This window comes from Natribacillus halophilus, from assembly GCF_900100185.1.
Classification (GTDB): Bacteria; Bacillota; Bacilli; order Bacillales; family Marinococcaceae; genus Natribacillus; species Natribacillus halophilus.
Genome location: NZ_FNEN01000015.1, coordinates 1 through 14,680 on the forward strand (window position 1 = coordinate 1; position 14,680 = coordinate 14,680).

The 14,680-nt window shown below is 48.1% G+C and carries 16 protein-coding genes and 4 pseudogenes; 10 read left to right on the forward strand and 10 right to left on the reverse strand.

Annotated elements, in window-relative coordinates:
• Nucleotides 1-200, reverse strand: a pseudogene (locus tag BLS58_RS17850) (IS4 family transposase); the annotation flags it as partial.
• 172 nt (nucleotides 201-372) lie between these two features.
• Here BLS58_RS17850 and BLS58_RS13575 point away from each other — a divergent pair.
• From BLS58_RS13575 to BLS58_RS13585, 3 pseudogenes are all read left to right on the forward strand, one after another.
• Nucleotides 373-788, forward strand: a pseudogene (locus BLS58_RS13575) (Rrf2 family transcriptional regulator).
• Nucleotides 789-894: 106 nt separating this feature from the next.
• Nucleotides 895-1,185: pseudogene (locus tag BLS58_RS13580) on the forward strand (flavodoxin family protein); the annotation flags it as partial.
• A gap of 8 nt (nucleotides 1,186-1,193) precedes the next feature.
• A pseudogene (locus tag BLS58_RS13585) lies at nucleotides 1,194-1,715 on the forward strand (SDR family oxidoreductase); the annotation flags it as partial.
• Between the two features lie 224 nt (nucleotides 1,716-1,939).
• Here the strand turns inward: BLS58_RS13585 and BLS58_RS13590 are convergent.
• Complete coding sequence (locus BLS58_RS13590; RefSeq protein ID WP_090399343.1) at nucleotides 1,940-2,593, reverse strand: lytic transglycosylase domain-containing protein; 654 nt, start codon at nucleotides 2,591-2,593, stop codon at nucleotides 1,940-1,942.
• A 167-nt stretch (nucleotides 2,594-2,760) separates the two neighbouring features.
• Here BLS58_RS13590 and BLS58_RS13595 point away from each other — a divergent pair, with 167 nt between their 5' ends.
• The gene (locus tag BLS58_RS13595; RefSeq protein ID WP_090399344.1) at nucleotides 2,761-3,102 is read left to right on the forward strand and encodes a YflT domain-containing protein; all 342 of its coding nucleotides are present in this window, start codon (nucleotides 2,761-2,763) and stop codon (nucleotides 3,100-3,102) included.
• A 43-nt stretch (nucleotides 3,103-3,145) separates the two neighbouring features.
• On the opposite strand, the gene BLS58_RS13600 is transcribed toward BLS58_RS13595, so the two are convergent.
• Genes BLS58_RS13600 through BLS58_RS13610 form a run of 3 tightly spaced genes read right to left on the reverse strand, consistent with a single transcriptional unit; the run spans nucleotide 3,146 to nucleotide 3,775 of the window.
• The gene (locus tag BLS58_RS13600; protein WP_090399345.1) at nucleotides 3,146-3,277 is read right to left on the reverse strand and encodes a YvrJ family protein; all 132 of its coding nucleotides are present in this window, start codon (nucleotides 3,275-3,277) and stop codon (nucleotides 3,146-3,148) included.
• A gap of 35 nt (nucleotides 3,278-3,312) precedes the next feature.
• Complete coding sequence (locus BLS58_RS13605; RefSeq protein ID WP_090399346.1) at nucleotides 3,313-3,531, reverse strand: DUF2922 domain-containing protein; 219 nt, start codon at nucleotides 3,529-3,531, stop codon at nucleotides 3,313-3,315.
• Nucleotides 3,532-3,553: 22 nt separating this feature from the next.
• Nucleotides 3,554-3,775, reverse strand: a complete 222-nt coding sequence (locus BLS58_RS13610) for a DUF1659 domain-containing protein (protein ID WP_176764754.1) — start codon at nucleotides 3,773-3,775, stop codon at nucleotides 3,554-3,556.
• Nucleotides 3,776-4,345: 570 nt separating this feature from the next.
• Here BLS58_RS13610 and BLS58_RS13615 point away from each other — a divergent pair.
• A complete protein-coding gene (locus BLS58_RS13615; RefSeq protein WP_090399348.1) occupies nucleotides 4,346-5,557 on the forward strand; it encodes a DUF418 domain-containing protein in 1,212 nt (403 codons plus the stop codon).
• 34 nt (nucleotides 5,558-5,591) lie between these two features.
• Here the strand turns inward: BLS58_RS13615 and BLS58_RS13620 are convergent, their stop codons facing one another.
• Nucleotides 5,592-5,843 carry a hypothetical protein gene (locus BLS58_RS13620; protein ID WP_176764755.1) on the reverse strand — a complete coding sequence of 84 codons (252 nt, stop codon included), beginning with the start codon at nucleotides 5,841-5,843 and terminating at the stop codon, nucleotides 5,592-5,594.
• Between the two features lie 250 nt (nucleotides 5,844-6,093).
• Between BLS58_RS13620 and BLS58_RS13625 the strand changes: the two genes are divergently transcribed.
• Nucleotides 6,094-6,735 carry a spore coat protein gene (locus tag BLS58_RS13625; RefSeq protein WP_245723179.1) on the forward strand — a complete coding sequence of 214 codons (642 nt, stop codon included), beginning with the start codon at nucleotides 6,094-6,096 and terminating at the stop codon, nucleotides 6,733-6,735.
• Between the two features lie 54 nt (nucleotides 6,736-6,789).
• Here BLS58_RS13625 and BLS58_RS13630 read toward each other — a convergent pair whose 3' ends face one another.
• From BLS58_RS13630 to BLS58_RS13645, 4 genes are all read right to left on the reverse strand, one after another.
• Complete coding sequence (locus tag BLS58_RS13630) at nucleotides 6,790-7,719, reverse strand: ArsA family ATPase (protein WP_090399350.1); 930 nt, start codon at nucleotides 7,717-7,719, stop codon at nucleotides 6,790-6,792.
• A gap of 20 nt (nucleotides 7,720-7,739) precedes the next feature.
• Nucleotides 7,740-9,461: a carbon starvation CstA family protein gene (locus BLS58_RS13635; protein ID WP_090399351.1), complete on the reverse strand. Its 1,722-nt coding sequence runs from the start codon at nucleotides 9,459-9,461 to the stop codon at nucleotides 7,740-7,742.
• Nucleotides 9,462-9,680: 219 nt separating this feature from the next.
• Nucleotides 9,681-9,923, reverse strand: a complete 243-nt coding sequence (locus tag BLS58_RS13640; protein WP_090399406.1) for a cory-CC-star protein — start codon at nucleotides 9,921-9,923, stop codon at nucleotides 9,681-9,683.
• Nucleotides 9,924-10,261: 338 nt separating this feature from the next.
• On the reverse strand, nucleotides 10,262-12,001 hold the full coding sequence (locus BLS58_RS13645) for a carbon starvation CstA family protein (RefSeq protein ID WP_090399352.1): 1,740 nt from the start codon (nucleotides 11,999-12,001) through the stop codon (nucleotides 10,262-10,264).
• 286 nt (nucleotides 12,002-12,287) lie between these two features.
• Here BLS58_RS13645 and BLS58_RS13650 point away from each other — a divergent pair, with 286 nt between their 5' ends.
• The 4 genes from BLS58_RS13650 (at nucleotide 12,288) to ehuB (ending at nucleotide 14,643) form a co-directional block, all read left to right on the forward strand.
• Entirely contained in the window at nucleotides 12,288-12,485 is a 198-nt protein-coding gene (locus BLS58_RS13650; protein WP_090399353.1) for a cold shock domain-containing protein, read from the forward strand.
• Nucleotides 12,486-12,514: 29 nt separating this feature from the next.
• Nucleotides 12,515-13,111, forward strand: a complete 597-nt coding sequence (locus tag BLS58_RS13655) for a GNAT family N-acetyltransferase (protein WP_245723180.1) — start codon at nucleotides 12,515-12,517, stop codon at nucleotides 13,109-13,111.
• A gap of 10 nt (nucleotides 13,112-13,121) precedes the next feature.
• Nucleotides 13,122-13,586 carry a hypothetical protein gene (locus BLS58_RS13660; RefSeq protein ID WP_090399354.1) on the forward strand — a complete coding sequence of 155 codons (465 nt, stop codon included), beginning with the start codon at nucleotides 13,122-13,124 and terminating at the stop codon, nucleotides 13,584-13,586.
• Between the two features lie 199 nt (nucleotides 13,587-13,785).
• Nucleotides 13,786-14,643, forward strand: a complete 858-nt coding sequence (gene ehuB, locus BLS58_RS13665) for an ectoine/hydroxyectoine ABC transporter substrate-binding protein EhuB (RefSeq protein ID WP_090399355.1) — start codon at nucleotides 13,786-13,788, stop codon at nucleotides 14,641-14,643.
• Nucleotides 14,644-14,680 lie beyond the last annotated feature (37 nt).

Sequence of the window (14,680 nt, forward strand, 5' to 3'; positions counted from 1 at the left end):
ATGCTGTTTAAAAGCATTAGCGGAAACACCAACATTAACGTGATGATGTCGGTGACGGGATATCCTTGCTGTTTCTTGAATCCAACCTTATGACAAAGGGAGCGGAAGTTGAACGATTTCATAACATCCCTTACAATAGAATCAATTGAAAATCCATGAGTTTGAATTACTTTTTCAATCTCTTTGGTTTTTCCCCGCATGTGATAACACGTCCTTTTGGCATGATTTGGATTGGTACCTTAATTATACCAAAAGCCCTGTGTTCATGCGGGTTTTTTATGGATTTTATGCGGATTCAAAGGCCATTTTTTCTTGGTTTATCAAGGTGCGAAACTCGAGTTTATAATTACAGATATTCGAGGGGGAAGGTAAATGAAAAGTGAATTCTCATTGGCGGTGCTTAGTCTGGCAATGCTTGCAGACGCTCCTGGTCGAATAACGACGAGTGATGTCATTGCAGGCAGTGCAGGTGTGCATCCGGTAAGAATTAGGAAAGTATTGGCAGAGTTAAAAAAACACGGGTTTATCGATTCCAAGGAAGGATCAGGCGGTGGCTTCATATTGAAGGAGGATCCTGATCACATTTCACTGGATGAGATGTATCGATTAACAGCAATGGAAACACTGAAACCGAAGTGCCCGGTGGCGGGGATCATTGTTTCATCGGTTCTAATATTGAAACTGTATTGGATAATATTTTATCTGATACCGAAGAACAAGTGATCGCTTATTTGCGGCAATACTCCATCAGTGACGTGTTAGATTTAATAAAAAAGGAGCGCGTTTGATAGCTTTTTTTCATTTTCGCCGATACTGTAATATATTTTAATACAGTTTGTTGCTTTTATCACGTGGAAGAAAAGGAAACGATGATCAACATAAGGAGGAATTGACATGAGCGTAAACGTCGCTATTATTTACTACAGTCAACGCACCAATTACCAATTGTCACGATGGGCAGAAGAACCCTTAAAAGAAGCGGGGCATGAAGCTAAAGTCGTTCGGACACAAGAGCTCGCACCGGCGGAAGCTATTGCACAAAACCCCGCATGGGGGCAATATCTGGAAGAAACGAAAGATGTTCCTGTAGCGTCACCGGATGATCTTGATTGGGCAGACGCCTTTATTTTCAGTACGCCAACCCGCTTCGGAAACGTCCCCGGGCAAGTCAAACAATTTCTTGATCAAATGATGTTCAAGTATTTTTTGATAAGATCGGAAAACTCGATTCATTGGTAATGACGGCAGGCATTGCTACTTACGGTAATTTCCTTGAAACCGACACGTCTCAGGATCGTGATTTGTTTGAAGGTAAATTCTGGGAGCAGTATAACGTCGCAAAATATGGTGCACCAAATGTCGCTGAAGATGGCTCCATTATCTTTTTCTCCGGAGTCGTTGCATATAAGGCGATGGAAGGGGCTTCTGCGCTGAGCGCCGTTAACGCTGCGGTTTCTACGCTTGGTCAAACGTTGGCACTGGAATTGGCGCCGAAACGAGTAAATGTCGTGTCCCCTGGGGTTATCGATACACCATCACGCTATGGCATGGCCGAAGAGGATCGGAAAGCGTTCTATGATGCAGTTGGAGGACAATTGCCCATGAACCGTGTCGGCCAACCGGAAGATGTGGCTGAAAGCGTCATTTATTTACTGCGTAACGGCTTTTCCACCGGGGAAACGCTTCATGTCGAAGGCGGACACCGGTTGATTTAGTCGTTCCCGGTCTACAATATGGCACCTTAACGCGAGATCACAGAAGTCGTTAGGTCGCCAAACCCGTTTGATGACGCCCTAATGCGAATCCGCGGAAGGCGTTAGGTCGTCAACCGAGGTTTATGACGCCCTAACGCGAGGGTGCAGAAGAGGTTAGGTCGTCAACATCGATTTTGATGGGAGCAGTTAATGAAGAGGCAGCATTGACGCTTGCTGCCTCTTCATTATTTTCTAACTTGATAACCTTCGTTCGTATAGATGTCGTAGTAGGTCATCACTTCATCTACGTACCATTCAGATTGGTTATAGATGTACAAGGCGCTTTCCAGCTCGCCATCATCGGCGCCGTTGGAAGCCAGAAAATTGGCGGTGGAAAAAATGGCATCTCGTTCATCCCACGGGTCGGCGTCACCGCTTCCGGTCGCGTCTATCCCGTATCCCCCGTTCGAGTCGATCAAGTCCGGATCGGTGAGCTCATCCTCGGGAATATCCCCTTCCCCGACATCATCGCAAGTTGGGTGGCTCCATCCGTGCCATGTACAGGGCATGAACTGCATGTGTCCTTCCGCGCCGACGGGTGAAACCATCGGATCCATCGTTGAAAATTTCGTCTCGATCCGATGAACGGCTGCCAACACTTGCCAGGGAATGTCATACGTTTCGGCCGCCTCTTGATATATCGGATAATATTCTGCCGGGACTTCATCATTGCTGTAACCGGATAGCCCTCCATCAAAAAAACGATCCAGTTGCTGCTCATTGAGTGTTTGCGCGATCATAAAAATGCCGATCGTAAGAAAGAGAAGCGCGCAAATGGATCCTAAGCTGATTAGCAGGGGGCGGCGTTTACGTCTTTTTTTTATCGTTGATTTCCCCATTCGTCATGCTCCTCTTCGCAGTTCATTCTGCATTCAGTGGATGGCCTAAGCGTAGACTTCTTTTCGTCCATTTTAGCACATTCACTTGCCTATCGGGATGTTGTTTAAGAAAGAAATCGAAAGGGAAATAAATTCATAAGCATTTGAATGAAAGGAGATGATCAGATATGGCACCGATCTATAGAGAATTTATGAACGATAATGAAGTAGTAGCCGCGGTCGAAAGGATAAAGGGAGAGGTGAGTGAGGATAATATTTACGTCCTTTCCCATGACCGCAGCCATACGAGTCACGTGGCTGAGCGGGCAGATGCCAACACGGTCGGGATGAGTGAAACCGGCTTTGGCGTCCAGGTCAAAAATGTCTTCCGCAAAAAAGGGGACGAGCTGCGAGCAAAATTCGAAGAACTTGGTTTTTCCGCGGGAGAGGCTGATACCCTGGAAGCCAAGTTGGACAAAGGGGCGGTCGTCGTCGTTATACAGGATCCTCCGAGCGGCTTGTCCATATAATGGCAGAAAGAACCCCCGCTTCACTGAAGGGGGGCTCTCTTTGTCATTCATTTGACGGGTCGTTACCAACGGCAGTGATCAGCAGGTCGAGCTTTTTTTCCATGCGATGCAGCAGGTAGAAGGCGACTACGGCGGCAAAGCCATGGTTAAAAACGAGCGACATCCATTCCTCCATGATGGTTAAACTTCCTCTCTATGCTTCGTAAATCTCTATGCTTCGTAAATCGGCTCAACAGAGCGTGAAACAATTCTCGCGTCGACTTTTTCTACGAGCTCTCCCCCGGATGTGTAAAATACATTATGGTCAATGATTTGATCCATAACGTCTTCGAGCTGTTCGGATTCCAGCCCTTCATCAGGGTTGTTCACAGTGATGGTCGGCATCCGTTCTTCCTCGTTACGAAAACGCAATTGCAACTCTACGTTCATTTTTCCATTCCCCCCTTATTAATTAGTCGCTTTCTACTGGCAATAGGCTGTAGTCGTTTCTGCGGGTGGCCCCACTCAAAGCATCGGCCGACAATGAAGCGAGTGCGGAGGCAATCGTCTGAATGTCATCATCGCTCGCCTCAACGTTGATATTGTTAAAACGTCGGCTGTAAAAAATCGGATTGCCAAGCTCGTCCACACCGTCTTCAAACACTAGTTGCAGGCTCGTCGTTTCCGGAGTCATAGGCTCACCTCTTTTCATAGACTATATCGATACGAGCAACGATAAAAGGGGTGCATCGTTTATCACGGTTCCGTCAAAGTCCAAATATATTCGCGGATATCCGAGGGAACGGAGATTGCTGCGATCTTTATGACACTTGAATCGCGTTGTTATACCCCAAAGGCAGGGCATCTCACTCCGAGAGGGACCAGAAGCGCGTTGTTATACCCCAAAAGCAGAGTATCTGTCTCCGAGAGGGACCAGAAGCGCGTTGCCATACCCCAAAAGCAGGGTATCTCACTCCGAGAGGGACCAGAAGCACGTTGCCATCCCCCAAAGGCAGGGTATCTCGCTCCGAGAGGGACCAAGAATCACGTTGTCATCCCTCAACGACGGGGATCGAACCAATCCGAGAGGGCGATGTGATCTCCCTCGGGCTCGTCTTAGAAAGGCGATTTTTATTTCCCTTAAAAATCGTTTTACTTTGACTTTACCTTGCATCGTTTATAACTAAGTATTTCCAACATACCCTTAAAAGGTGTAGAATAATTTTAAAGGGAAACAGTGGAGAAAGAGAAAGGGAGCTCTTATATGAACGCGAGCGCGACAACCTCGGGGGAACGCCTGCACACGCTTGATATTATTCGAGGCATAGCCGTGTTTGGCATTTTGATTGCCAACATGTACGTTTTTAAGGCTTTGGCATTAACAGACGTCCGTCCCTACATTGAAGGCGGCACTATGCCGGAGGGAGCATTTAACCAGTTTGCTGATGTTTTGAACACTGTCTTTGTTGAGGGGAAGTTCTACCCGATGTTTTCTTTACTCTTCGGGCTTGGCTTTTTTATCTTTTACAATCGCCTGCTTGAAAAAGATGTCAATGCCGATCGGGTCTTTGTGCGACGATTGCTGTTTTTGTTAGTCATCGGCTTGGTTCATCTCGTCTTTCTGTGGACGGGGGATATATTACATACGTATGCCCTTGCCGGCTTTTTGCTGGTGTTATTCATCCACCGGCAACCGAAAACAATCATGATCTGGACCGTGGCGTTGCTGGGGGTGTCTTCGCTTTTCGCCCTGCTTTTTATCGGCTTTACAGGTCTTGGTTTACAACTGAAAGTGGAAAGTGGCTTCGGTTCTTTGACTGAATTTGAAAACAGCGTGGAGACGGGAACGGCCGTGATGGCCAACGGGTCGTACGGGGAAATATTACAGTACCGCCTCGTCAACGAGGTGATCCCGATGCTGATGCAAGCCGTATTTATGGTTATCTCTGTCTTGCCCCTTTTTCTCATTGGGCTTTATATGGGGAAAAAAGGCATGTTCCACGACATGGATCGCTATAGGCGGAGCTGGAAAAAACTCTGCATCCATAGCTTTTGGAGCGGGGGGTTATTAACGGTGCTCGTGACCGCGCTCCACTATGATGTTATCGCGCTCCCGACTTATCTTACTTTCGGGCTGTCCCAAGGCTTGAACTTTGCGGCCGGTCCATTGCTTATGCTTTTCTACGTATCGGCACTCGTTTTGTTTCTGCGGGCGGAATCCCGGAGGAAGTGGCTCATGCCGTTTGCCGCGGTCGGCCGCATGGCGCTGACCAACTATTTATTGCAAACCGTCATCGCGGTCTTTATTTTCTACGGATTTGGCTTAGGCATGTTTGGGCAAATATCAAGTGGTATGGGCTTGCTGATCGCCGTCATTATATACGCTGGACAAATGATTCTCAGCAACCTTTATCTGCAAACCTTCAACCAGGGCCCGCTGGAAGCATTGTGGCGGAAATGGACTTACAAATTCTAAGGGTTTTAGCCTACTGGCTAAAACCCCGTTTACATTAGCTTGTTTTTTTACGTTTACGTATCGGATCAAAGCTCAGGTGAAACTCCGGTGAACTATGGTGGCCGTGGAATTTGCGACGGGCTGCTTTAAGTTCCGCTTCCAGCGCGGTAAAAATCTTATCCAGATGCTCGTCTGTATACTCATAATTATTTTTATTGGATAAATTACCGATCAAGCGAATTTTTTTCACCGTTTCCTCTGTCCGTCGTTTAGCAATTCTTTCAAATTTACTCATTTTGTCTTCCATAAATATAGCTCCTTTCAACTCGTTTCTCTCATTCTATAAAATTCATCGGTAGAAAAAAATTAAAATTTGTAATAAACAATAGGGAATTTTAGAGCTTTTTTGTCGAACAGTGATTGCGAGGCTATCACTACTGGCTGAAAATAGTGACAATCGCGCATTTTTACATAGCGAAGATTGCGACGGATCATGCATTTTTTCATTTCTTCTTTGCATACTACCTTTTGAAGAAGAAATGAAGGAGGCATTGCTTATGCAAAATCAGCAAGGGCAGATGAACACGAGCGCACAACGATCCGATCAGATGCAACCGATGCAGGACCATGGCGGACATGAAATGTTTGACGTGCATGAAACGCTGACGACGGCGATTAACGTCCTCGATCAGTACATGATTTTCCGCCCCTATGTGCAGGATCAGGAGTTGCTCGGCATCCTCGATCAGCAGTATGATTACATCACTACCCAGTACAACCGGATGGTAGAAGCTTTTAGCACCGGCCAAAAACCGTCCGTGGATATTCAGCCGTACGAGATTCCGACGATGGGCGATATCACATACGGCTTGCAGCCTTCGCCACCGCAGAAACCGACCAACAATTTAGGGGAAGTGAACGAACAGGGCATATCATCGCATATGCTCGGCTTGTTAAAGTCAACGTCATCCATGTTTGCGATGTCAGCAGCGGAAGTGACCAACTCGGTGCTTCGCCGGGTGATCGCCGATAGCATTCCCGACTTTATCGAAATGTCATACGAACTCTTTCTCTATCAAAACAAACATGGCTATTATCAAGTGCCCCAATTACAGCAAACCGATATGGATAAAATGACACACGGCTATGAGCCTTCGCAAGCCAACATCAAGCAGAGTAATCCTGGGCAAGTGCACTAGTAAAGAAAACTTGGCTTATCGCCAAGCCTTTAAGGCGATAAGCCTTAGTTGCACTTATAATGAATACAAGTGTTCAGATACTTCCCGTAGGTTCGCCTCTGTGGAAATATCTTCCGCCAATAAAGGCAGGAAGACTTTCTTTTGTTTTTTGAACTGGTCATGAATCATGTGTATATACTGCTGTTCCTGTTCGCGTCTTTTTCGGAAAAAAGACGAATCTTCAGCTTCTTCGGGCAGGCATTTATTGACGATTAATGTCTCGACTTTCATCTTCGCCTCTGCCAGTTGCTCGACGGCCCGCGACGTTTCTTCGATCGGAAGACGTTCAGGCGTAAGGACATAGACAAAGCCGGTTTTTTTCCTGTCGAGCAACCATTCCCGCGCGTCAACAAACTTTTGCTTTCGTTGCATTAACGTTTGGTAGATGGGGTCTTCCACAGGTTCACCGTCGTTTAAGAGTTGGCTGTAATTTTCATTCACGGTGCGTCTGCGCTTTAACATCCCGTCGATCCACGCTTCCATCATTTCCGGCAGGGAAAGAAGCCGAAGGGTATGGCCGGTGGGAGCAGTGTCAAAGACGATGAGGTCAAAGTGCTCCGTTTGCTCGAGGACCACATTGACGAGCGCATCGAAAAGGGCTGATTCATCGGCGCCCGGTGTGTTGGCCGCCATGTCAATCTGCCGGTGCACTTCGCTTACGCGATGCGCGTGGACAAGCCCTTGTAAATTTTCCTTGACGCCGGCGATATACCGTTTGGATTCTTCTTCCGCGTCAATTTCCAGGCCATACACATTCGTTTGCAACTTCGTGATGTCATTGCCGATCTTAACCGCGAATAAATCTTCAAGGTTGTGGGCGGGATCGGTGGAGACGAGCAGCACTTTTTTGCCGTTTTGGGCGGCGGATAGGGCGAAAGCAGCGGAGCAGGTTGATTTGCCCACGCCGCCTTTTCCGCCGAAAAAGACAACTGAATGGTCACGCATAAGCGATTCCTCCTCTGCAGTTATTGGTCATCCTCAAGCTTATCTCCTCTTTCATTTTTAAACAGGAGATAAGCTTCCAGGATAATCCACAGGGCAAACGCGAGCACAATGGACCCGAGAACGACGAGCAGCGAATCGCCCCACCATTCGGTGGCCAGTTGGGTAAACAAGGCGTAAATCGTCATTACGATGAGGAAGACCATCGGTATAAACGAAACGAGGAAGTTCCTTCCTTTTCGAACCAACCATATCGAAATGAGCATAAGGACGATGCCGGCGAGTAACTGGTTGGTCGTGCCGAAAAGCGGCCACAGGATGTAACCGCCGCCCCCAAGGCCTCTTTCATCTTCTGGAAGGAGGACGAGTATGAGCGTTGCACCGACGGCGATGGACGTTGCGACGTGTTTTTTCGTCAGGGCGAAAGCCTTGTATTCACGGCCGATCTCAGAGATAATGTAGCGCATTAAGCGTGTCCCGGTATCCATCGTTGTCGCCGCGAAGCTGACGACGATAACCGCTGCAATCGTTGTCGCGATGGCCTCGGGTACGAACAAACCGGTCGCGAGTTGGGCGGCGCCTTCGATAAAATTGCCGAGCCCTTCCTCATTGGCAACGTTAAAACTGGGATAAGCCGCCAGAAAATCGTCTGTCGTGGCGAACAAGGTACCGACGGCGATGATCGATATAAGCGCCACCAACCCTTCACCTACAGCGCCTCCATAACCGACGAGGCGGGCGTCCGTTTCCTTGTCCAATTGCTTGGACGACGTGCCTGAGGCCACAAGGGAGTGGAAACCGGATACGGCGCCGCAAGCAATGGTAATAAAGAGAAGCGGCAGCCAGGAAACATCATCCACAGAACGCGTGGTCGGCGCTGTTACTTCCGGATTTAAAAACAGCAGGCCGAGTAAAAAGATGGCTATACCAATAAATGTCTGATGGGCGTTAATGTAATCACGTGGCTGCAGCAATTTCCACACGGGGAGTGTGGAAGCCACGTAAACATACGCGAACAGAATAAGCATCCAGATTAGAAAGGCCATGGTCACTGCGTCCAACCCGAAAGCGACGGTTGCGTCTTCACCGCCGAGATATTGCACGAGATCGATTTGCAGGGCCGGTATATAACTGGCGATGACAGCCGTTCCATACATAACAGCCAGGGCGATGATCGATGGAATAAGTATTCCTTTTCCGCGGCGCAGAAAGTACATCCCGATAAGAACAGCAAGGGGAATTTGAATAAGGACGGAGATGACGCTGGCCGGGTAGTCAATGAATAATGAGGCAATCACCCAGGCAAAGACAGCGACGACCATGAGCAAAAGCAGGAGAATGATAAATAAAAAGAGCAGTTTTGCCCGCCGCCCGATCAAACGGTTGGCCAATGTGCCTATGGACAGCCCTTTGTTTCGTTGCGAAAGGAAAAGGGCGCCAAAGTCATGGACACCGGCGGCGAAAACGGTTCCAAGCACGACCCAGAGAAAAGCGGGCAGCCAGCCCCAGTAAACGGCTATGGCCGGCCCCATAATGGGTGCGGCTCCGGCAATGGAAGTAAAATGATGGGCCCAAAGGACGCTTTTTCTCGTAGGAACGAAGTCAACACCGTCATTAAATTGATGCGCGGGTGTTTGAAATTTCGGATCCAAACGGTAAATACGTCTCGCGATAAACTTGGAATAAAAGCGGTAACCAAGGGCGAGAATGATCATACCGATGATCGCCAACAAGATGCCTGACATAGATGATCACATCCTACCAAAAATATTGTAAGCGTTTCAGCGTCCATTATAGGAATCCGCTATTATTTTTGCAATTACAAGGTTTGGGTTGGAATAAAGAAAACTTGGCTTATCGCCAAGCCTTTAAGGCGACAAGCCTTAGTTGCACTTATGCAGGATAAGAAAGTGGTTTATACTTTCTTACCTGCTAAAAAAGAAGCAAGCGTAAAGCTTGCTTTTTTAGCAACAACGAATACCGTCGATCGGTGACTTTTCCATGCCCATGCGCAAATGCCAATCATGAAATTCTTCAACCATTTCCGGATATAACTCTAGCGTATAATAGGAAACCGGGTTCGGAAGACCGAGCATTTCGGAAAAACAAAGCAGGTAAAAAATATCATTTTCATCCCGAAGCTCCCGTTTGATCTCCGCGCGATGCGGCATGCGCAGCACTTCATCATAAAATGCCAGGGCACGCATCAGTTGATCTTTAAAACCCAATGGCGACCCTCCATTTCAACGTTCTTTACGTCATTGTAGCAGATGAAGACACGATGACGAAATTGTTTCATGAGTAATGAACCCTTAACGCCGTAGTGCGGAAGTAGTTAGGTCGCCAACCCTGGTTTATGAAGACCTAACGCCGGATCACGGAAGCTGTTAGGTCGCCAACCTCGATTGATGAATCCCTAATGCTATACCGCGGAGGGAGTTAAGTCGCCAACCGTGGCCGATGAAGACCTAACCCGCAACCCGCGGAACCGTTAGGTCTCCAACCCCGGATGATGAACCCTAATACGATCCCACGGAAGCGGTTGTTACTGCTCGTCATCTTCCAGCCCTTGCGTTTTATCATTTTTAAACAAGAGGTAAGCTTCCAGACAAATCCAGACCGCAAAGATGAGGATGATGGCTCCCAGGACAAAGAGGAGAATGTTGGCTTCATCTCCGTACCAGGCCCATTGCCCCCAGACTTGCGAGATCATCGCCCATAAGGTCATGAAGAGTAAAAACACCATCGGAATAAAGGTGACGAGAAAGTTTCGCCCTTGCCTGCGCAGCCAGATCGTTATCAGCAAGAGCGCAATGCCTGCGAGCAGCTGATTCGACGTGCCGAACAGCGGCCAGAGCAGATAACCGCCCGCGCCGAAGCCTCTTTCATCGCCGGGCATAAGGACGAGCGCCATACTTGAGCCGACAGCGATGGCCGTAGCGACATGTTTCTTCGTCAGCGCAAAAGCCTTGTACTCACGGCCGATCTCGGAGATGATGTAGCGCATTAAGCGAACGGCAGTGTCCAGCGTCGTGGCGGCAAAGCTAACGACGATGACCGCGACGATCGTCTGGGCGACCGCTTCCGGAATCAAGAGACCGTTCGCGAGATTGCCGGCACCTTCAATGAAATTGTTCAAGCCAATTTCATTGGCGGTCGTGAAACTGGAATAAGTGGCGACAAATTCCTCTTGCGACGAAAATAAAGTCACCACGGCAACGATCGAGAGGAGAGCGAGGATGCCTTCGCCGGTCGCCCCTCCGTAACCGACAACGCGAGCATCCGTTTCCTTGTTTAATTGTTTGGACGTCGTTCCCGAGGAGACGAGCGAGTGAAAACCGGATATAGCCCCGCACGCAATCGTTATGAAAAGAAGCGGGAACCAGGAGACATCATCAACGGTACGCGCCACCGGCGCATTGACTTCCGGGTTGGTGAACAACAACCCCAGGTATAAAAGGGCAAGCCCAATGATGAGTTGATGCGCGTTAATATAATCCCGCGGTTGCAGTAGTTTCCAGACGGGCAGCGTCGAAGCGATGTAAACGTACGCCATCAGAATGACGATCCAGATGAAAAACGCCATCGATACGGCATCGAGACCGAAGGCGACCGTCGTATTTTCACCTCCGAAGTAACTGACAAGATCGATTTGCAAGGCAGGAATACCACTTGCAAGCACGGCTGTTCCATACATAATAATGATGGCAATGATGGACGGGAAAAGCAGTCCTTTTCCGCGCCGGAGAAAGTAAAGGCCGATGATGACGGCAAGTGGAATCTGAATAAAGATCGATAATACGCTCGCCGGAAATGTTACGAACAAGTTGGCGATCACCCAGGCGAACACGGCATTAACCATCAACACGAGAATGAGGATGATGAACAGGAACAACATTTTTGCCCGACGGCCGATTAAGCGATCGGCAAGCGTGCCGATGGATCGTCCTTTATTGCGTACGGACAACACGATCGCTCCGAAGTCATGAACCCCGGCTGCGAAGACGGTTCCAAGCACGACCCAGATAAAAGCGGGAAGCCAGCCCCAGTAAACGGCAATGGCCGGACCCATGATCGGGGCGGCACCGGCAATCGAGGTGAAATGGTGCGCCCAGACGACGCTCCTTTTCGTCGGAACAAAATCGACGCCATCGTTAAACTGATGGGCCGGAGTGACGAAGTCAGGGTCGAGACGGTAAATTTTTTTGGCGACAAACTTGGAATAGTAGAAGTATCCCAGTGCGAATATGATGAGTCCAATGGCAGCTACGCCTAAGCCCGGCATACATCTTTCACATCCTTTCTAAAATATTGAAATCGCTTTCATAATATCATAGTATGGACGACCGCGGAGAAAAATACCTTAAAAAATGCGAGGGTGTTATAAGTTTAAAAAAATTCGGTAATCACTCTGACATTTGGTTGCAATGGGAAATGAAACGTGTTACCTTGTTAGTGTGAAAGTGATGAACGAACTGTGAACAACAGGCCTCTGCTCGATCAGGAAGATCCAACAGGCTTTATTTCGTGTATCACTTCAGAATTTTAGTTTAAGGAGGCCTTTGTACAAAATGAAAGGCACAGTAAAATGGTTTAACGCAGAAAAAGGGTTTGGGTTTATCGAACGGGAGGACGGAGACGACGTATTCGTTCATTTTTCCGCGATCCAGGCCGAAGGATTCAAAACGTTGGATGATGGTGAAACGGTAGAATTTGAAATTGTCGAAGGCGATCGTGGCCCGCAAGCGGCTAACGTTATACGTCAATAGAGAATCATCGGAAAGGAGCGGTTCCGTGTATGACTTACGCACGGGAACCGCTTTTTTTTAAAGAAAACAAAGGGGATATTATGTTTAAGGTACCGTTGGAAGAGGATTTATACTTACATCTTATTGAAAGGCACCATGCTTCCGAATTATTTGCCGCTGTTCACCACTCCCGTTATTATCTGCGACGATGGCTGCCCTGGGTCGATGCGATGAAGTCCGTGCACGATTATCCGCCGGTCATCGATGCCTGGCTGCAACAATACGCGGAAGGGAGAGGGTTTCAGGCGGGCATTCGCAAAGACGGAGCGCTTGTCGGCGTGATCGGCCTGCATGATATCGACTGGGGCAACAGAAGGACAAGCCTGGGATATTGGCTTTCCGAGCACTATACGGGACAGGGAATTATGACGAAAGCGACGCAGGCGGTATTATCCATAGTATTCGATGAATATCAGTTAAACAGGGTCCAAATCCAATGTGGCGTGAACAACTATGAAAGCCAGGCCATTCCGAAAAGATTAGAGTTTCGTTTTGAAGGGATCGTTCGGGACGGGGAGTGGCTTTACGACCATTACCACGATCTCGTGCAATTTAGTTTGCTACGCGAAGATTGGCAGCAGAGGTGACCGGACAGAGATGGAGCTACAACAGGCGTATCGACGCAAAGCAAAGATGGATCACTTTCTTGTCAGCATTCTTTTTACTGTCGCTTTTTTTGTCTATATGTATCTGTTTATTTACCTCCCGTTTACGATCATCGTTCCTCTACTTGGTGGGTTTTTTATATTGTGGGCTCTCAGCGAGGGACGCGGGAAAAGGACGATTGTGGAACGGCTGTTTCCATTTTATCGCGATTTGCTCGATATTGAACGACGACTGGCGCCCAACACCTTTGCATCTTATCGATTAAGTTTACGCAGCAGCTTATGGGTTGTCGGGGTTATTCTCATCCTGGTGGGCATTTTGGAACTGGTTGGCATCATCAATGCCGAGCCGGATGTGTTCCCGTTTACAGCGTTTTATCCCATAGCGTTAATCGTTGTGAACGTGAATGTTTATCTTCGCCATCAACGGATAGAATCCGGTGAAGAAGATAGGTAGAAAGGGCAAAAATATGAGTATCAACTAAGAAAATGCTTGTATAGTAAGATACAAGCATCTTATCTAAAATAACAGGATTAAATCGTTTATCATGCTTTTATAAAATTTTCGGTATGTTTGAACCAAATTTTATATATGATAGAATAATAAAAAGCTATTATAAAAAATTGTCAAGATTATTAAGGGGGAGAAAAAACATATGAAAAAGAAAATGGGATTACTTAGTGCGCTGGCAGGAGTCGGTATGCTCATCGCCGCCTGCGGAGGCGAAACGACGGTCGGAGATCTTGAAGAAGAAGGTGTCGTTCAGGTAGGGGTTGCCAATGAAGAGCCATACGGTTATCTTGATGGCGAAACAGCCACCGGTGCCAGTACGGAAGTGGCCAGAGCCGTTTTCCAGAATATGGGCGTCGATGATGTCGAGGCGACGGTCACGGAGTTCGGCAACCTGATTCCCAGCTTGAATGCCGGCAACTTTGATGTGGTCACCGCGGGGATGGACGTTCAACCGGAACGGTGTGAGAATGCAAGCTTCGGAGATCTTGAATACAGCTATGGCGAGGGCATGGCTGTAGAAGCCGGAAACCCCATGGATTTACACAGCTATGAGGATATCGTAGAGGAAGACGCGACCGTATCGGTCATGTCGGGGGCGAATCAGCTCGATATGTTCGAGGATCTCGGCATTGATGAAGATAATATTCAGCATTCCGATGACATTCCGGGCAACATTGCCGCCCTTGAAGCCGGAGATGTTGACGCGACCGTCATGACGGGCGCGACGATGAACTCTGCGATGGAAAACGCTGATACAGATGCCATCGAACAACCGGAAGACTTTACAGACCCGGTGATTGACGGAGAAGAAATGGTTTCTTACGGGGCAGCTGTTTTCCGTGACGAAGACGAAGAATTGCGGGATGCCTATAACGAAAGCCTGCAGGAATTAAAAGAATCCGGTGAAATTGCGGAGATCATCGAAGAATTCGGTTTCGAGGAGGATGATGTCGTCACTGACGAGATGACAACGGAAGAGCGTTGTGAAGGTGAAGGCTAAAAATAAAGCACGGTGTCCGCAAACGCCACCGTGCTTC

Bases quoted from the DNA above. Each gene is read 5' to 3' on its own strand.
- BLS58_RS13590 (WP_090399343.1), bottom strand. From the start codon at position 2,593: ATGGGGAAATCAACGATAAAAAAAAGACGTAAACGCCGCCCCCTGCTA.
- BLS58_RS13595 (WP_090399344.1), top strand. From the start codon at position 2,761: ATGGCACCGATCTATAGAGAATTTATGAACGATAATGAAGTAGTAGCC.
- BLS58_RS13600 (WP_090399345.1), bottom strand. From the start codon at position 3,277: ATGGAGGAATGGATGTCGCTCGTTTTTAACCATGGCTTTGCCGCCGTA.
- BLS58_RS13605 (WP_090399346.1), bottom strand. From the start codon at position 3,531: ATGAACGTAGAGTTGCAATTGCGTTTTCGTAACGAGGAAGAACGGATG.
- BLS58_RS13610 (WP_176764754.1), bottom strand. From the start codon at position 3,775: ATGACTCCGGAAACGACGAGCCTGCAACTAGTGTTTGAAGACGGTGTG.
- BLS58_RS13615 (WP_090399348.1), top strand. From the start codon at position 4,346: ATGAACGCGAGCGCGACAACCTCGGGGGAACGCCTGCACACGCTTGAT.
- BLS58_RS13620 (WP_176764755.1), bottom strand. From the start codon at position 5,843: ATGGAAGACAAAATGAGTAAATTTGAAAGAATTGCTAAACGACGGACA.
- BLS58_RS13625 (WP_245723179.1), top strand. From the start codon at position 6,094: ATGCAAAATCAGCAAGGGCAGATGAACACGAGCGCACAACGATCCGAT.
- BLS58_RS13630 (WP_090399350.1), bottom strand. From the start codon at position 7,719: ATGCGTGACCATTCAGTTGTCTTTTTCGGCGGAAAAGGCGGCGTGGGC.
- BLS58_RS13635 (WP_090399351.1), bottom strand. From the start codon at position 9,461: ATGTCAGGCATCTTGTTGGCGATCATCGGTATGATCATTCTCGCCCTT.
- BLS58_RS13640 (WP_090399406.1), bottom strand. From the start codon at position 9,923: ATGCGTGCCCTGGCATTTTATGATGAAGTGCTGCGCATGCCGCATCGC.
- BLS58_RS13645 (WP_090399352.1), bottom strand. From the start codon at position 12,001: ATGCCGGGCTTAGGCGTAGCTGCCATTGGACTCATCATATTCGCACTG.
- BLS58_RS13650 (WP_090399353.1), top strand. From the start codon at position 12,288: ATGAAAGGCACAGTAAAATGGTTTAACGCAGAAAAAGGGTTTGGGTTT.
- BLS58_RS13655 (WP_245723180.1), top strand. From the start codon at position 12,515: ATGACTTACGCACGGGAACCGCTTTTTTTTAAAGAAAACAAAGGGGAT.
- BLS58_RS13660 (WP_090399354.1), top strand. From the start codon at position 13,122: ATGGAGCTACAACAGGCGTATCGACGCAAAGCAAAGATGGATCACTTT.
- ehuB (WP_090399355.1), top strand. From the start codon at position 13,786: ATGAAAAAGAAAATGGGATTACTTAGTGCGCTGGCAGGAGTCGGTATG.